Here is a 16,809-nt window from a genome sequence, read left to right on the forward strand (position 1 = left end):
CTTTTGCCTGATAAAGTAAGATTATTATACCGAACGCAGCGCCGGATGTCAAGACATTCCATTATGATAATTCGTCAACCTTTTTCATTTTCCATCCATAATGTGCCTACTTGGGAAATTGCTATGTTAATCAGGTGCGGGCTCCATTTACCCATTGAACCGGCAGACCTGTCTTCTCTGTTAGAAATTCAGGAAAATCGGACAAGCTTCCCTGAATAAAGCCAGATTTTTGCAGAATGTATAATGGATTTGGTTTTCCTTTGATATAAAAATGCTTTTCATCCTCCCACACCCGATCAACAAAAGAGTAACTATACCGACAGTCGCTTTTCCCTGATTGATTGTGAGAACAAATTTCAAACTCTTCTTCCATAAAACGAACAATCAAAGATCTATATTGCTGTTTTTCATAATTTTTCCATGCTTTTTGCACCCAACGAGGATTACGCGGCACACCTCGAATCAATAAGATAATACCTGCAATACTAAAAATCCATGCGTACTGAAAGAAAGGGAGGTCAATAATTGAACGCAACCACAGATAAACAATTTCTATCATCGCGCCAGTCAAAATCATGAACCAGGCCAACATTCTCATACCGTGGGAGGAAAGCTGTTTAGGCGGCGCTTTCCCCGGAGTTTTCAAACGGAAAGCAAGCCAAAGATCCGAAAAATCTTCTATGCTATACTTATTCTGTATCTCAAATCTCGCATTAGAATGATCTATGTTCCTCACACTCCTTTTTCCAGCCCACTCAAAACAAACACATAGTATATTTCATCGTTCCTGCGCCATACTAAGAAGCGGAAGTCCCAAGTGAACCTGCGTTTGCCGCTTCGGACTGCCTCCCGCCCCGGCTATTGGCCCGGGCGGGTTCTTTTTTGCCCTTACAACGTCATCTGTTCGCCTTCTGTTTCCTCCGGCAAGGGCAGAGCACCGGTCGCCGGGATGTTTTTGCGGTAGCGGTCTGGCTTTTTCAGCATGTCCTCCTGATATGGAACGGCAGACAGGACACGCGCGCCCTTTTTCAGCGTCATCACCTGCACGCCCTGCGTGTTGCGCGTCGCTTTAGAGGCCACAGCTCCGGTATGGAAAAGAAGCAGCCTTCCCTGGGAGCTGGTAACCAGGAACTCTCCGTCCTCGGAAAGCTGCTGCGCGCAGGCAAGCGGAGACTTGTCGCTGTACGCCCCCAGCAGCTTTTTTCGGTTTGTCTTGGTCTCGTAGGCGGACAGCTCCACCTTGGCCACCTTCCCGTTTTCAAAGAAGAACAGCATCCAGCCGGTGTAATCCTTGGTCACCGCCATAAACACAGCGTTCTCCCCCTCGTCCATGCCGAGACGGGCCGGAATAAACTCACCCAGCACGCTGGCCTTGGTGTCGGAAAAGTCGCTGGCCCGCGTCTTGTACACCTGGCAGCGATCCGTAAAGAAGAGCAGATCGCAGGCGTTCGTCGCTTCGAGCGTCTGAACGATCTCGTCTCCCTCCTTCAGCTTTTGTTCGCCGCTCATGCGCAGAGACAGCGGGGTAATCTTCTTGAAATAGCCCTCGCGGGTGAAGAAAAGGTTCACCGGATAATCTGGGATTTCCTCCTCTTCGACGGATTCCTCCAGTTCATTGGCATACAGCAGCATGGAGCGCCGGGGCTGTCCGTAATCGGAGGCAACCCGTTTGAGCTCGGAGATAATGATGGACTTGACCTTGGACTTGTTGTCCATAATCTCCTGGAGATCCGCGATATCCTTCTCCAGCTGGCTGATCTCCTCCGTGCGCTTGAGGATATATTCGCGGTTGAGATGGCGCAGCTTGATCTCCGCCACATATTCCGCCTGCGTCTCGTCAATGCCGAAGCCGATCATGAGGTTCGGCACCACCTCGGATTCCTCCTCGGTTTCGCGAACAATCCGAACCGCTTTGTCAATGTCGAGCAGGATGGATTGCAGGCCGCGCAGCAGGTGCAGCTTTTCGCGCTTGCGGGAAAGGTCATAATAGGTGCGGCGGCGCACGCACTCCACACGGAACGCTGTCCATTCCCCAAGCAGTTCCCGCACGCCCATGACGCGCGGGGTTCCGCCAACAAGGACGTTGAAGTTGCAGGAGAAACTATCCTCCAACGCTGTCATCCGGAACAGTTTCTGCATCAGCTTGTCGGGATCCACGCCGCGCTTGAGATCGATCGTGATTTTCAGACCGTTCAAACCGGTTTCGTCGCGGATATCGGCGATTTCCTTGAGCTTGCCCTGCTTGATCAGATCGATTACCTTTTCGACGATTACCTCCACCGTCGTGGTGGGCGGAATCTGCGTGACATCCACACAGTTGGCGGACTTGTCATAGGTATAGCGCGAACGCACGCGAAAGCTGCCGCGTCCCGTGGCGTAGATTTCCTCCATTTGCTTCCGATCGTAGACGATCAGACCGCCGCCCGGAAAATCCGGGGCTTGCAGCGTGGAGAGCACGTCAAAATCCGGATCGCGGATGAGTCCAATTGCCGTTTGACAGACCTCCGCCAGGTTAAAGGGGCAGATGGAGCTTGCCATACCGACCGCAATACCGGTATTGGCGTTTACCAGCACCGACGGGAAGGTGGCGGGCAGAAGCGTTGGCTCCTTGAGCGTGTTGTCGTAGTTATCTACGAAGTCAACCGTATCCTTGTCGATGTCCCGGAACAGCTCCTGACAGATATTGTCCAGGCGTGCTTCCGTATAACGGGAAGCCGCCCAGGCCATATCGCGCGAATAGAATTTGCCGAAGTTGCCCTTGGAGTCGACAAATGGATGCAGCAGTGCCTCATAGCCGCGGCTCAGGCGCACCATGGTATCGTAAATCGCGGCGTCGCCGTGCGGGTTCAGCTTCATCGTCTGGCCGACAATGTTGGCGCTTTTGGTACGGGCGGAACCGAGCAGCCCCATTTTATACATGGTGAAGAGCAGCTTCCGGTGAGACGGCTTGAAGCCGTCAATCTCCGGGATAGCACGCGACAAAATAACGCTCATGGCGTAGGGCATATAGTTCTTTTCCAGCGTATCGGTGATCCGCTGCTCCATCACCTCTCCGGCGTGCTCGATCACACCATGCACCGCTCCGGAAGGACGGGCAGCCCCGCTGTCATTTCTTTTTCTGGCCATTCTCGTCCCTCCTCTCAGCTCACGTCCGCTTCATCAATATACAGATGACCGAACTCCGCGATGTAATCCTTCCGGCCGCTGAGATTATCTCCCAGCAACAGATCAAACATCTGCGCGGTCTGTTCCGCGTCGGTCGGCATCACCTTGATCAAGCGGCGGGTTTTTGGATTCATGGTGGTCAGGTTCATCATGTCCGGCTCGTTCTCACCCAGCCCCTTGCTGCGCTGGAGTGTAAACTTTTTCCCTTCCAGCTTTTTGAGAATCTCCGTTTTTTCCTGCTCCGTGTAGGCAAAATACGTTTCGTTTTTCGTGTTGATCTCAAACAGCGGCGATTCCGCGATAAACACTTTGCCGGCCTCGATCAAATCAGGAGTCAGCCGGTACAGCATCGTCAGAAGCAGCGTGCGGATCTGGAAGCCGTCAAAATCAGCATCGGTACAGAGAATCACCTTATTCCAGCGCAGCAGGTTCATGTCAAAGGAGGACAGATCACGGTTCGCCTTCGATTTCACCTGCACGCCGCAGCCGAGCACCTTGATCAGATCGGTGATGATCTCGCTTTTGAAAATCTTGTCGTAATCTGCCTTGAGACAGTTGAGGATTTTTCCGCGGATCGGCATGATGGCCTGAAAATCGGGATCGCGCGCCTGTTTACAGGCTCCCAACGCGGAGTCGCCCTCCACGATGAAGATTTCCCGCTCGTTCACGTCGCGGCTGCGGCAGTCGACAAACTTCGCCACACGGCTTGTGACATCCATGTTGCTGGTAAGCTTCTTCTTGATGTTCAGGCGCGTTTTCTCCGCGTCCTCACGGCTGCGCTTGTTGACCAGCACCTGCGCGCCAACGCGCTCGGCCTCCACCGGGTTTTCGATGAAATAGATTTCCAGCTGATGGCGGAGCATCTCCGTCATCGCTTCCTGGATTCCTTTGTTGGTGATAGCTTTCTTCGTCTGGTTCTCGTAGGAGGTCTGGTTGGAGAAGGAGGAAATCACAAGCAGAAGGCAATCCTCCACGTCTGCAAAGGTGATCTTGCTCTCGTTCTTGTTATACTTTCCCGTCTGCTTGAGATAGGCGTCAATCTGGCTGACAAACGCGCTGCGCACCGCCTTGTCCGGCGCGCCGCCGTGCTCCAGCCAGCTGGAATTGTGATAGTATTCGATCTGATGGTTCCGGTTTGAAAACGCAAGAGCCACATTGATCTTCGTCTTATATTCCGGCTTGTCGTCGCGATCGCGGACATTGCGCTCCGCCTGCCAGAACTGCACGGAGGTCATCGCCTCCTCTCCCGCCAGCTCCCTGACATGATCCACGATGCCCTGCTGATACAGGAATTCCGTTGTTTCAAACTTTCCGCCTGCCTGATTGCGCAGCACAAAGCGGATCCCCTCGTTGACGATGGCCTGGCGCTTGATGGTGTCGAGATAATACTCCAGCGGGATATTGATATCCGTAAAAACAGAGAGATCCGGCTTCCAACGGATTTTGGTGCCGGATTTTCCCTTGTACGGCTCCTGATGCAGCCCGCCGACATTCTCGCCCTTCTCAAAATGGAGCGTGTAACGGGTATCTCCGGTGCGCACATCCACATCCATATACTCCGATGCGTACTGGGTTGCGCACAGGCCAAGGCCGTTCAAGCCGAGCGAATATTCATAGCTGCCGTTGGAAGCGTTGTTATACTTACCGCCCGCGTACATTTCGCAGAACACCAGTTCCCAGTTATACCGCTGCTCACGGTTATTGAAATCCACCGGGATACCGCGTCCATGGTCCTCCACTTCCACCGAAAGATCCTCATAGCGCGTAACGGTAATCTCCTTGCCGTAGCCCTCGCGCGCTTCATCAATCGAGTTGGATAGAATCTCAAAAACAGAATGCTCACAGCCCTCAATGCCGTCGGAACCAAAAATAACGGCGGGACGCAGACGGACACGATCCGCCCCCTTGAGCATGGAAATACTTTCATTATTGTATACCGGTTTTTTCACCGCCATAGCTGTTTCGTCTTCTCCTTACCCATAAAATTCAACCTTCCTCCACCCTCATCCTGCGGCCCTTTTCCACTTCTTCCGCACTTTTCCGGAAACGGACAGGAAAAAAGGGAAATGAAGCTCATTTCCCTCTCCCGCATTATTCTTCTGAGGGGCTCTGCGCCGGCTGCTCCGGTGAACTTGCCTGCTCCTCCGGGGCAGACTGTGCGGCCTCTGCCAGCTTTTCCGGATTTTTATCCCCAAGGGCTTCCAGATTTCCCTCCATGACGGCGCGGAACTCATCCCCGCTCATCTTTTCATTGTGGTACAGGAACTGTGCCACCTGCTGGAGCTTATCCATGTGCTCTTTCAGGATGTTTTCCGTACGCTCATAAGCCGTATTGACAATATGCTTGATTTCCGCGTCAATCGCGGAGGCTGTCGCTTCGGAATAGTCGCGGATATGGCCCATATCACGGCCAAGGAAGGGCTCGCTGTCGTCGCGGCCGTAAGCAATCGCACCCAGCTTATCGCTCATACCGTATTTCGTTACCATCGCGCGGGCCGTCTTGGTCGCACGCTCAATATCGTTGGAGGCACCCGTGGAGATGTCATCCAGCGTAAGCGATTCCGCCACGCGGCCGCCGAGCAGAACAATCAGGGATTCCTGCATCTCCGTGCGGGTGCGATAGGAGCGGTCCTCCGCAGGCAGCTGCATCGTATAGCCGCCTGCCATGCCGCGCGGGATGATCGAAATCTGATGAACCGGATCCTGTGTCTGACAGAAATACGTCACCACGGCGTGACCACCCTCGTGGTAAGCCGTCAGCTTTCTCTCGCGTTCGGTCATCACATGGCTCTTCTTTTCCGTACCAACTACAACCTTGATCGTCGCTTCCTCAATCTCCGTCATGGTGATGGCTTTGAGATTGCGGCGCGCAGCCAGAAGGGCTGCTTCGTTGAGCAGGTTTTCCAGATCCGCGCCGGTGAAGCCGGCAGACGATTTCGCAATCGTGCGCAGATCCACGTCCGGCGCGATCGGCTTACCGCGCGCATGAACCTTGAGGATTTCCTCACGGCCCTTCACGTCCGGATAGCCAACTGTCACCTGACGGTCAAAACGGCCGGGACGCATCAAAGCGGGATCGAGGATATCCGGGCGGTTGGTCGCGGCGATCATAATAACGCCTTCGTTTGCGCCGAAACCATCCATCTCCACAAGCAGCTGGTTGAGCGTCTGTTCACGTTCATCGTGACCGCCGCCCAAACCGGCACCGCGCTGACGGCCCACTGCGTCAATCTCATCAATAAAGATAATACAAGGCGAATTCTTTTTCGCCTGCTCGAACAGATCGCGCACACGCGACGCGCCGACACCGACGAACATTTCCACGAAGTCCGAACCGGAAATCGAGAAGAATGGCACACCCGCTTCTCCCGCGACCGCGCGGGCAAGCAGTGTTTTACCGGTACCGGGAGGGCCCACCAAAAGCACGCCCTTCGGGATCCGTGCGCCAAGCTCGTTATACTTCTTCGGGTTTTTGAGGAACTCCACAATCTCGCGCAGCTCCTCTTTCTCTTCATCGGCTCCCGCGACGTCCGCAAAGGTGGTCTTGCGCTTCTCGTCCGCCATCTGCTTAACCTTCGCCTTGCCGAAGTTCATCTGCTTGCCGGAATCGCCCATCACGGAGTTCATGCGCTTCATCATGAACCACCACAGCAGGACGCCCAACAGCAGCACCACAATCATCGGCAGCAGCGTCGCTATCCAGGAATTGGCCTCGGACGGACGGATCCAGTCGCGCACCATCTTGGCGTCAGGGTGTGCCTCATTGTATTCCTGCACATAGGGAGCCGTCTCATTGACGAACATCTCAATGTTGGGGACATCGTAGATCACCACGGCGCCCGCCGGATCGCTGAGCGTCATCTGAAGGCGTCCGGAACCGAAGTCCAGCGAATACCCCGTCACCTTCTGATCCTCAAAATATTGGATCACTTCTGAATACGCAATACCGGAGCGCGAGTTTCCGCCCAGCAAGGAAAAGATCAGGAACAGAAACACCAGCGCCACAGCCACCGGCAAAAGCAGGGTTTTCCATCTGTATTTATTATCCAAACAGGTTCACTCTCCTTTCGGGAATCGCAGAATTATTTTTCATAAACCTCCGGCTTCAAGATTCCCACATAGGGGAGGTTCCTGTATTTCTCGTCGTAATCCAGCCCATAGCCCACAATAAACGCATCCGGCACCACCGCTCCGAAATAATCGGCGGCAATGTCGACCGTGCGGCGCTCCGGCTTGTCAAACAACGTGCAGAGCCGAATGCTTCTGGGGTTTCTCTGGCTCAGCATGTCGCGTATGTAATGAAGCGTCATGCCGCTGTCGAGAATATCCTCCACCAGAAGGAGATCCTTCCCTTCCAGATTGATATCCAAATCCTTGATGATTTTGACCACACCGCTCGTTTTTACCCCTGAGCCATAGCTGCTGACAGACATAAAATCGATGCTGCACGGAATGGTGATCGCGCGCATGAGATCGGCCATAAAGACAACACTGCCTTTGAGCACGCTGACCATCAGGAGGTTTTTCCCTTTGTAATCCTCGCTGATCTTGCGTCCCAGCTCCTTCACGACCCCAGCCAGATATTCTTGACTGTACAGAACTTCCTGAATGTCCTGATCCATTGACGTTAACTCCTTACTTCATTTCTCTATTTCCACGAGGAACACCCCAGCCATACAGCCGCGCGCATCCCACGCTTCACACGGTCCCAGCCCCTCTGCCCAGCGGATCTCCCCTCCGCTTTCCGCCAGAAGAATCCGGTGATCCCGGGCGGCAGGCGGTACGCCATCCTCGGCCAGCAGGCGGCGCAGAGGTTTTGTCACCCCACGGCCCGCTGGACGGAAGCGATCGCCTGGCAAACGAGTCCTCACGACCATATCATTCTGTATTGTATCATAGTTGCCGGGATTATGAAACAGGAATTTATAAAATTTCTGTTGATTTTCTGCTTCCCCCGCATGAAATATGCGGATACGGAGCGTTCTGCCATCCGGTAAAAGCGTTCCTTCCGGTCGGAGAGGAACGCTCCACCCGCTCTGACACGGGGACGGAGACTGCGCAAAAAGAGTATTGCCCTTTGCAAGGATTTGTATTCCTCCCGCCACCGTCGCCGCGCCGCCATTTTGCACAGCGCGTTCCATATCCTCCACCTGTTCATGCGTCAGACGGCCCGCACCTGCTTCCTTCGCCATCAAAATCAGCGCGCGGGAAAGGATGGGACGCGGCAGCGCGCGCAGAGAGGAAAGCTTCCAGCCGCCACCATGCCGCGACTGCTCCATTGCGTCCCGGGCCAGATCACACAGCAGCGCGTCATCCTCTCGCAAAAGCTCCGCCGCCCGCAGCATACTGCTTTCCAAAGAAAGATTGAGTGTCCGCAGCACCGGAATCACCCTGCGCCGCACACGATTGCGCGCATAGATCTCCTCAAAGTTGGATTCATCCTGCACATAGGGAAGGTCATACCATGCGCAATACCGCTCCACTTCCTCCCGCGTCAGCGCGATCAGGGGGCGGATCACCGATCCATTTACCGGAGGAATCCCACTCAGGCCTCTTGCCCCCGCGCCACGCGTCAGATTCATCACCATGGTTTCCGCATGGTCGGAAGCCGTGTGTGCCGTGGCAATGCGGGCGTTCGGATCGTCCCCGGCCAGTTCCCGGAAAAAGGCATACCGGAGCCTGCGCCCGCAGTCTTCCACGCAAAGGCCCTGTTCGCGGGCCAGCGTACCGACATCCGCGCGGCGGGAGAAAAAGGGGATCCCTCTTTCCTCGCAGAAAATGCGGGCCGCCTCCTCGTCCCTGCCTGCCGCTTCCCGCAGGCCATGATTGACATGAGCGGCTTTCAGTGAAATACTGTATTCTTTCCTGTGCACAGAAAGGAAATGGGTAAGCGCCGCGGAATCTGCCCCACCGGAAAAGCCGACAATAACAGCGGCTCCGGTGGGAAGCATGGAATACCGGGCGATTACCCCTCTGATTTTTTCTTCAATTGTTTCAATGGACGCATCCCGCGTCTCATGGGGCATGGTGCACAACCTCCTGCGCTGTAAAACGCATAAATTCGCCCTGCCAGTGCAGCGGCACAGTCTTGGCTTCCCCGTGACGGTTTTTGGCCACGATGCATTCGCCGCTGTTGCGATCTGTCTCCTGCCCCGGCTCATTTTCCGCGGAATAGTAATCCTCACGGTACAGGAACAGCACAATATCGGCATCCTGTTCGATAGAACCGGAATCACGCAGATCGGAAAGAACCGGACGGTGATTCGTACGCTTTTCACTGTCACGGGCCAACTGCGAAAGCGTCAGAACCGGAATGTTCAGCTCCTTCGCCATGATTTTCAGGCTTCGTGTGATCTCGGAGATTTCCTGCACACGGTTGCCGTCCCCCCGGCGGCTGGCGCTTGTCATCAGCTGCAAATAGTCGATAATCACCAGATCCACCGTCCGCAGGCGGCGCAGCTTGGCTTTCATTTCCGGCACGGTGATCGACGGCGTGTCATCCAGATAGATGTTGGCGTGGGAAAGAATATCCCCCGCCTCCACCAGGCGCACCCATTCATCATTCTCCAGCTTGCCGGTCCGCAGCTTGGTACCGCTTACCAGAGCTTCCGTGGAAAGCAGACGGGAGCAAAGCTGCTCCTTGCCCATTTCCAGTGAGAAGAAAGCCACGGTTTTCCCCGCCTTGACAGCGGCATGGCGCGCGATGTTCAGCGCAAAGCTGGTTTTTCCCATACCGGGGCGCGCGCCCAGCAGAATAAAGTCCGTCCGGTTCAGGCCTGTGATGGTGTCGTCCAGCTCCTTGATCCCCGTGGGGACGCCCCGATAATTTTCGCTGTCCGGCGAATTGAGGAGATCCAGACGGTCAAAGGTCTGGACAATCACCTCGTTGAGCTTTTGCAGCCCCTGCATATTCTTGCCGCGGCGGATATCAAAAATGCGCTGCTCCGCGGAATCCAGAAGCGTGGAGGCGTCGGCTCCTCCTGCGGAAGCCTCTTCCACAATGTCACGAGCTGTCAGAATCAGCGTACGCACATCGTACTTATCCCGTACAATGCGGGCATAGGTCTCCACATTGGTGATGGAAGGAACCAGCTGGGCCAGCTGCAAGAGATATGTCTTTGCGCCGGACTGTTCAAAGCCCTCCTGCTCCTTGAGCTTTTCCAACACCGTGACAAAGTCCACGGGCTGGCCGAGCGTAAACATGTCGAGCATGGCAGCATAGATCATGCTGTTGTTCGACTGATAGAAATACTCCGGCCTTGGCAGAAGTTCCGCCACGGTATCCAGACAGGAGGAATCCAGCAGGACAGCGCCGAGAACAGACTGTTCCGCTTCCGGGGAAAAGGGCAGATTCAGCGCCCCATATGCATCCGCAGTAAAATCCGCCATGAATTGTGCTCCTTCTTATTCCTCGCCCACAACAACGTAGATCTTGGCACTGATCCCGGTATACAGCTTGATTTCGCAGGTGAACGTGCCGAACGCCTTGATATCGGCGGACTCGATCCGGCGCTTGTCAATGGTTACCTGATACTGAGCGCGGATAGCCTCTGCGATCTCCTTGGAGGTCACGGAACCGAACAGCTTGCCGCCCTGCCCGGCTTTTGCAACAATTTTGACACTCTTGCCATCCAGCTTGGCCTTTGCATCATTCGCATTATCCTTCTCCACCTGCACACGGTGCTCGGCGGCGGCCTGCGCGTTTTTGAGCTCGTTCATTGCCTGCGCGTTGGCCTCTTTGGCCAGTTTACGCGGGAAAAGAAAGTTGCGGGCATAGCCGTCGGAAACATTGACCAGCTCGCCCTTTTTCCCGCTTCCCTTTACATCTTCCAGCAATACAACCTTCATGGAAAATCCCTCCTGTTACATTGTTACATTGATCCGAAGCCGCCTGCTCAGGAATCTTTCACAGGAAGCGCGCGCTCCATCACATTGCGGATTGCGCCCTTCAAAAGCCTGCGGCCCTCCTCAATTCCTACGCCGGTCAGCTGCGTTGCCGCCATCGTCAGATGGCCGCCGCCGCCCAGCGCCTCCATGATCAACTGAACGTTGACCTCACCCAGGCTGCGGGCGGAAATGTTGACCTGTCCGCCGCTTGGGAAAATGACAAAGGACGCTTTCACGCCCTGGATGGACAAAAGCTCGTCCGCCGCCTGCGCCGAAATCACGCGGACGTCGGAAAATTCCTCTCGCGCGGAGGCAATGGCACAATTATCGGAAATCTCCGCGTTCGAGACAATTTCATATTTTTTCTTGTAGGCATCGATCGAGTCGGAGAACATCCGCTTGACCTCCACCGTATCCGCCCCACGGCGACGCAGGTAGGCTGCGGCCTCAAAGGTGCGCACACCCGTTTTCAGCACAAAATTCTTGGTATCGAGCGTGATACCGGAAAGCAGCGCCCCCGCCTCCCGGCGGTTCAGGCAGTTTTCGCCGAGATACTGCACCAGCTCCGCTACCATCTCACTCGCGGAGCTGGCATACGGCTCATGGTAAAAAACAAGAGCATTTTCGATGTGGCGCACCATCATGCGGTGATGATCAATTACCACCACGCGCTGGCAGGCATCGAGCAATTCGGGGCTTTCGACAAAATCCTGCGAATGGGTATCCACCACGATCAAAAGACTCTTGGGCGTTACCATGGCAGAAGCCTCTGCCGGAGAGATGAACACATGGGGCGAATCAGGCCCCTGGCTTTCAATACTCTCCACCACCGGCCCTGCCAGCGTCTGGCCGCGATTGATCACCACATAAGCCGGCATGCCGACCGCCTTTGTCATCGCGCTCCACAGACCGACAGCCGCGCCCACAGCGTCAAGATCGGAGAATTTATGCCCCATCAGGAAGATGCAGTCGCTGGCGCGCGCATGGTCGGCCAATGTTGCGGCGATAACGCGCGTGCGCACCTTGTCGCGCTTTTCCACTCCCTTGGAAAGGCCGCCGAAAAAGGAGTAGGCGCCGCCCTTCTGTTTGACAGCCACCTGATCGCCGCCGCGGCCCAGCGCCATATCCAGCGCCGCCCTTGACCAGCGTTCGGCCTCCTGCAGGCTCGCAGCCCCACGCGCCACACCCATGGAAATTGTCGCACTGCGGTTTTCCTCGCCTTTGACGCGGCGCACCGCATCCAGCACCTCAAAACGGTTTTCCATCGCGGTTCGCAGATGTCCTTCATCTGTCAAAATCAGATAACGGCCACCGGAAAGGCGCTTGCAGAAGCCTCCCATGGAAATCGCCCATTCGTTGACACACGACTCCACCTCGGACGCGATTCTGGCGTCCTCCATCCCGCTGGAATCACGGGCCAGCTCCTCCCGGTTGTCAAAATAGGCAAGAGCGACAACGGGCCGTGTCTCCTCAAATTCGCGGTTAATCTCCTTATAATATGTATCGTCGACAAAATACAGGATCGCGCCGCTCTCCGTGCGGCTTGCAAAAACGGTAAACTGGCGGTCCTCCAGTGCAATATCCGTGCCGCCGGCCTCCAGAAGCTGCTGGAGTGTCTTGGGGTAAATCAGCTTGAGCACACTTTCTCCGCGAAGTTCACGGCCCGGGCTCACCGTGGCCAGAAACGCATCGTTCACCCACACGATATCATCCGCTTCGCCGATCACGGCCACCGGCATGGTAAAATCGCGCAGATTTCCAAACTCCTCCGCCCCAAGGACGGACTTTGCACTTTTGAGAGCTGCTGCAACATATGCCTTGAAGTGTTCTGTGGAGAGGATCACCGCCGCGACGGCAAGCACCGCCGCGACAAGCTCCACACAAAACAGCGCGGTATTCCCCTGAAACCAGCTGATTCCCGCCATCACAAACAGCAGGACAGACAAAATATAAAACACCGGGGAAGCAGCCCATACCCTTTTTTTCTTCAAGCAGCCCACTCCTTCACAAGTCCGCGTGCTCGGCGCGATCCTCACAAATTTGCCCGAATCAGACCTCCATGATGATGGGGAGAATCATGGGACTGCGCCGCGTCCTGTCATAAAGCAGGCGCGACAGCGCATCCTTCGCCTTTGTCTTGAGCGTTCCCCACTCACGCACACCGTTGTCGGCACATTCATTCAGAATACGGTTTACCAGCGCGCGCGCATCATCCAGCAGCGGCTCCGATTCCCGAACGTACACAAAGCCGCGGGAAACCACGTCTGGTCCCGCCACGACATGGCCGGTTTCTCTCGAAATTGTGCAGACCACCACGATCAGGCCGTCCTCGCCGAGATGCTTGCGGTCGCGCAGCACAACGCTGCCCACATCTCCCACGCCGAGACCATCCACCAGAACACGCCCGGCCGGAACCGTGCCGACCTGCTTCATGCCGCTCTCGCTCATCTCCAGCACATCGCCGATATCGCCGATGTAGATCTGCGAGTCCGGAATTCCCATGCTGCGGGCCAAAGCGGCATGCTTTTGCAGCATCTTCTGCTCGCCGTGTATCGGAATGAAATATTTCGGGCGCACGATCCCCTGCATGATTTTCAGCTCATCCTGGCGGGCATGGCCGGAAACGTGAACCTCATACATGGATTCGTACACCACCTGACAGCCGCGCTTCATCAGCTCGTCAACCACATTGCCCACCGTTTTTTCGTTGCCGGGAATGGGATTGGCGGAAATGATGATAAAGTCGCCGGGGCCAACCTCCACCTTACGGTGATCCGCAAAGGCCATGCGGGCCAGCGCGCTCATCGGCTCTCCCTGGCTGCCGGTTGTCACCAGCACAATCTGCTCCTTCGGATACCGGCTGATCATATCGATGTCAATCAGTACGCCGTCCGGAACCTCCAGATATCCCAGTTCCATCGCAATACCCATCACATTGAGCATCGATCGGCCGGAAAGAGCCACCTTCCGGCCATACCGCACGGCACAGTTGATGATCTGCTGCACGCGGCCGATGTTGGAAGCAAAGGTCGCAATAATCAGGCGGCTGTTTTCCGCGCGGCGGAACAGATTCTCAAAGGAATTGTCCACCTTCTGCTCCGTGGGCGTAAAACCGGGACGCTCCGCGTTCGTGGAATCGGGCAAAAGCGCCAGGACCCCCTCCTTGCCAAGCTGCGCAAGACGGCCAAGATCGATCATCTCCCCCTGCGCGGGCGTACAGTCAATTTTGAAATCTCCTGTGTGGATCAGAATGCCTGCGGGGCAATGCAGGGCAAATGCCACCGCATCCGGGATCGAATGGTTCACATGAATGAACTCCACATCGAAACAGCCCAGGCGAACAGTGTCGCCGGGCTTTGCCACATTGAGTCGTGCCTTCCCCAGAAGGCCATGCTCCCGGAGCTTGCCTTCAATCAGGCCGATCGTAAGGCGTGTGGAGTACACGGGCAGGTTCACACGCTTGAGCAGATACGGCAGCGCGCCGATGTGATCCTCATGCCCGTGGGTGATCACGATTCCCCGGATCCGATCCGCGTTGCGCTCCACAAAGGTGAAGTCGGGCAAAACCAGATCGACACCAAGCATATCACCATCCGGGAATGCCATGCCGCAGTCGACAATGATCATATCCTCGCCGCATTCATACAGCGTAAAGTTTTTTCCGATCTCATTCAAGCCGCCCAGAAAATACACCCGCACCGGCGGCTTCGCGGGAGCAGCCTTACCTCTTCTTCCGTTCTGCTGGCGTGGCTGCCTGCTTCCTGCCGTCCGGGCCGGTTTCTGTGTATTTTTCAGCGCCGCGTTCTGTGCGGGCTCCCTTCTCCCACGGACAGGCGATTTTTTCTCTTCCTGCGCGGCGGTGCGGCCCGCTTTCACCTTCTCCTGCACGCCCGCCTTCTCTTCCGTTTTCTGCGGCGCGCGGCGGCGCGGCTTGCGCTGGCGGGACTCCTTCTGTGCTTCCTGCCGGTTTTCCCCGGAAGCGCTCTGTACCTCTGTCACAGAGACAGCGTTTCCTCCGATCTCCTGATCCGCCGGTTTTCTGATCGGTTCAATTTTCCCATACAATCCGATTGCATTTTCATCTGACAAATTACATAACCCCCAACTCCGCGGAACGCTGGGCATAAGGAAAAAGAGTCCGGCCGCATCTCATGCGCCAGACATAACGCCCACACCGCCCTCGCGGCAAATTTTTTATGTTTTTCTGTCTCACAAACACCAAAGAGTCAAGCTCCCTGGTCTTCCCCGCCCCTTTTGCTCACACGCCTCGGCAGGAGCAGACACGGGGGAAAAGATTCCGGACACAAACATTACATTAATAATACATGCATTCTAAAGTGCTGTCAAGACGGATCGATGCCCTTCCCTTCGTACCGATCTTCAAGATTGTGAAATTCGCTCACCCGCATCCGCGTTTTCTTCCCTATTTTATGGAAATTCCATTTCACATGCCTCGCTTCTCTCCGCAATAAAACAGAATGTAAACGGCCGTCAATGCTAGTATTGCCCATTTCACAAAAGATAAACAAAAAGGAGACGCCGCAGCGTCCCCTTTTTTATTTTCCTGTTTATTCGTCGCCGTAGTTTCCCAGCGTCCCAAGACTCTGTGCTTTCAGATATGCGTTGATAAAGCCATCGATATCGCCATCCATCACCGCGTTGATATTTCCGTTTTCAAACCCGGTGCGGTGGTCCTTTGCCAGCGTGTAAGGCATGAAAACATAGGAGCGAATCTGGCTTCCCCAGGCAATCTCCTTCTGATCTCCTTTAATATCCTCGATCTTTTCCAGATGCTCACGCTCCTTGATTTCGAGAAGCTTGGATTTGAGCATGCGCATAGCCACGTCACGGTTCTGATACTGGCTGCGCTCCACCTGGCAGGAAACCACGATTCCGGTGGGAATGTGGATCAGGCGGACGGCAGAGGAAGTCTTGTTGACCTTCTGTCCGCCCGCGCCGCTGGCACGGTAAACCTCCATCTTGATATCGTCGGGGTTGATCTCCACCTCCACGGTGTCGTCAATTTCCGGCATCACCTCGAGCGAAGCAAAGGAGGTGTGGCGGCGGCCGGAAGCGTCAAACGGAGAAACGCGCACCAGACGGTGAACGCCGTTTTCGCTCTTGAGAAAACCGTAGGCGTTCTCTCCTTCGATCAGAATGCTGGCGCTTTTCAGGCCCGCTTCCTCGCCGTCAAGATAATCCAGCGTCGTCACCTTGTAACCGTGGCGCTCCGCCCAGCGGTTATACATACGAAACAGCATCTCGGCCCAATCCTGCGCCTCTGTGCCGCCCGCACCCGCATGGAACGTAAGGATCGCGTTTTTGGAATCGTATTCTCCCGTCAAAAGCGTGGACAGGCGCTGCTCCTCCAGAGAAGAACGGATCTTTTCCAGCTCCTCCTGCGCTTCAGGAAGAAGGGTGAGATCACCTTCTTCATTGGCCAGCTCCACAAGCGCAAGCGCGTCCTCATAGGAGGACTGCAGTTTTTCATAGGCAGCGATTTTATTTTTCAGATAGCTGGAACGCTGAAGGATCTTCTGGGAGCGCTGCGTATCATCCCAAAAACCGGGCTCGGAAGCTTTCATATCCAGCTCCGCCGCCTCATTCGCCATCGCCTTGAGCCCCAGCGCTTCGGCAAGATCCTTGATCTCCGGCTCAAGCCCCTCCAGTTCCAGTCGCACTTCATCAAATTGCAGCATATCCGGTCACACAAGCCTTTCCACATCCCATTCTCTGTGGGATGATTAAAATTGATAC

General features: G+C 55.4%; 11 protein-coding genes. All 11 read right to left on the reverse strand.

What is annotated here, in order from left to right:
* Positions 1 to 130: 130 nt before the first annotated feature.
* The 11 genes from B5F35_RS00760 to prfB all read right to left on the reverse strand — a co-directional run bounded on the left by B5F35_RS00760 (position 131) and on the right by prfB (position 16,751).
* Positions 131 to 736: a YcxB family protein gene (locus B5F35_RS00760; RefSeq protein ID WP_087237087.1), complete on the reverse strand. Its 606-nt coding sequence runs from the start codon at positions 734 to 736 to the stop codon at positions 131 to 133.
* 152 nt (positions 737 to 888) lie between these two features.
* Positions 889 to 3,126, reverse strand: a complete 2,238-nt coding sequence (locus B5F35_RS00765; protein ID WP_087237089.1) for a DNA gyrase subunit A — start codon at positions 3,124 to 3,126, stop codon at positions 889 to 891.
* A gap of 14 nt (positions 3,127 to 3,140) precedes the next feature.
* On the reverse strand, positions 3,141 to 5,120 hold the full coding sequence (locus B5F35_RS00770) for a DNA gyrase/topoisomerase IV subunit B (protein WP_087237090.1): 1,980 nt from the start codon (positions 5,118 to 5,120) through the stop codon (positions 3,141 to 3,143).
* 136 nt (positions 5,121 to 5,256) lie between these two features.
* Entirely contained in the window at positions 5,257 to 7,215 is a 1,959-nt protein-coding gene (gene ftsH / locus B5F35_RS00775; protein WP_206423987.1) for an ATP-dependent zinc metalloprotease FtsH, read from the reverse strand.
* A gap of 32 nt (positions 7,216 to 7,247) precedes the next feature.
* The gene (gene hpt, locus B5F35_RS00780) at positions 7,248 to 7,787 is read right to left on the reverse strand and encodes a hypoxanthine phosphoribosyltransferase (protein ID WP_087237092.1); all 540 of its coding nucleotides are present in this window, start codon (positions 7,785 to 7,787) and stop codon (positions 7,248 to 7,250) included.
* Between the two features lie 18 nt (positions 7,788 to 7,805).
* Positions 7,806 to 9,191 (reverse strand): tRNA lysidine(34) synthetase TilS, encoded by a 1,386-nt coding sequence (gene tilS, locus B5F35_RS00785; protein WP_087237094.1) that lies wholly within the window; start codon positions 9,189 to 9,191, stop codon positions 7,806 to 7,808.
* Positions 9,181 to 10,554, reverse strand: a complete 1,374-nt coding sequence (dnaB, locus tag B5F35_RS00790) for a replicative DNA helicase (protein WP_087237096.1) — start codon at positions 10,552 to 10,554, stop codon at positions 9,181 to 9,183. The genes tilS and dnaB overlap by 11 nt, the downstream gene beginning before the upstream one ends.
* 15 nt (positions 10,555 to 10,569) lie before the next feature.
* Positions 10,570 to 11,013 (reverse strand): 50S ribosomal protein L9, encoded by a 444-nt coding sequence (rplI, locus tag B5F35_RS00795; protein ID WP_087237098.1) that lies wholly within the window; start codon positions 11,011 to 11,013, stop codon positions 10,570 to 10,572.
* 47 nt (positions 11,014 to 11,060) lie between these two features.
* Positions 11,061 to 13,043 (reverse strand): DHH family phosphoesterase, encoded by a 1,983-nt coding sequence (locus tag B5F35_RS00800; RefSeq protein ID WP_242969339.1) that lies wholly within the window; start codon positions 13,041 to 13,043, stop codon positions 11,061 to 11,063.
* 58 nt (positions 13,044 to 13,101) lie between these two features.
* On the reverse strand, positions 13,102 to 15,051 hold the full coding sequence (locus B5F35_RS00805; protein ID WP_442856406.1) for a ribonuclease J: 1,950 nt from the start codon (positions 15,049 to 15,051) through the stop codon (positions 13,102 to 13,104).
* A 569-nt stretch (positions 15,052 to 15,620) separates the two neighbouring features.
* Positions 15,621 to 16,751, reverse strand: coding sequence for a peptide chain release factor 2 (gene prfB / locus B5F35_RS00810; protein WP_087237100.1), 1,131 nt, complete (start codon positions 16,749 to 16,751; stop codon positions 15,621 to 15,623).
* Positions 16,752 to 16,809 lie beyond the last annotated feature (58 nt).

The organism is Anaeromassilibacillus sp. An200, assembly GCF_002160025.1.
Lineage (GTDB): Bacteria > Bacillota > Clostridia > Oscillospirales > Acutalibacteraceae > Caccousia > Caccousia stercoris.

Excerpts from the sequence above, each read along its gene's own strand:
- hpt (WP_087237092.1), bottom strand. The coding sequence starts at position 7,787 with ATGGATCAGGACATTCAGGAAGTTCTGTACAGTCAAGAATATCTGGCT.
- B5F35_RS00770 (WP_087237090.1), bottom strand. The coding sequence starts at position 5,120 with ATGGCGGTGAAAAAACCGGTATACAATAATGAAAGTATTTCCATGCTC.
- tilS (WP_087237094.1), bottom strand. The coding sequence starts at position 9,191 with ATGCCCCATGAGACGCGGGATGCGTCCATTGAAACAATTGAAGAAAAA.
- dnaB (WP_087237096.1), bottom strand. The coding sequence starts at position 10,554 with ATGGCGGATTTTACTGCGGATGCATATGGGGCGCTGAATCTGCCCTTT.
- rplI (WP_087237098.1), bottom strand. The coding sequence starts at position 11,013 with ATGAAGGTTGTATTGCTGGAAGATGTAAAGGGAAGCGGGAAAAAGGGC.
- prfB (WP_087237100.1), bottom strand. The coding sequence starts at position 16,751 with ATGCTGCAATTTGATGAAGTGCGACTGGAACTGGAGGGGCTTGAGCCG.
- B5F35_RS00765 (WP_087237089.1), bottom strand. The coding sequence starts at position 3,126 with ATGGCCAGAAAAAGAAATGACAGCGGGGCTGCCCGTCCTTCCGGAGCG.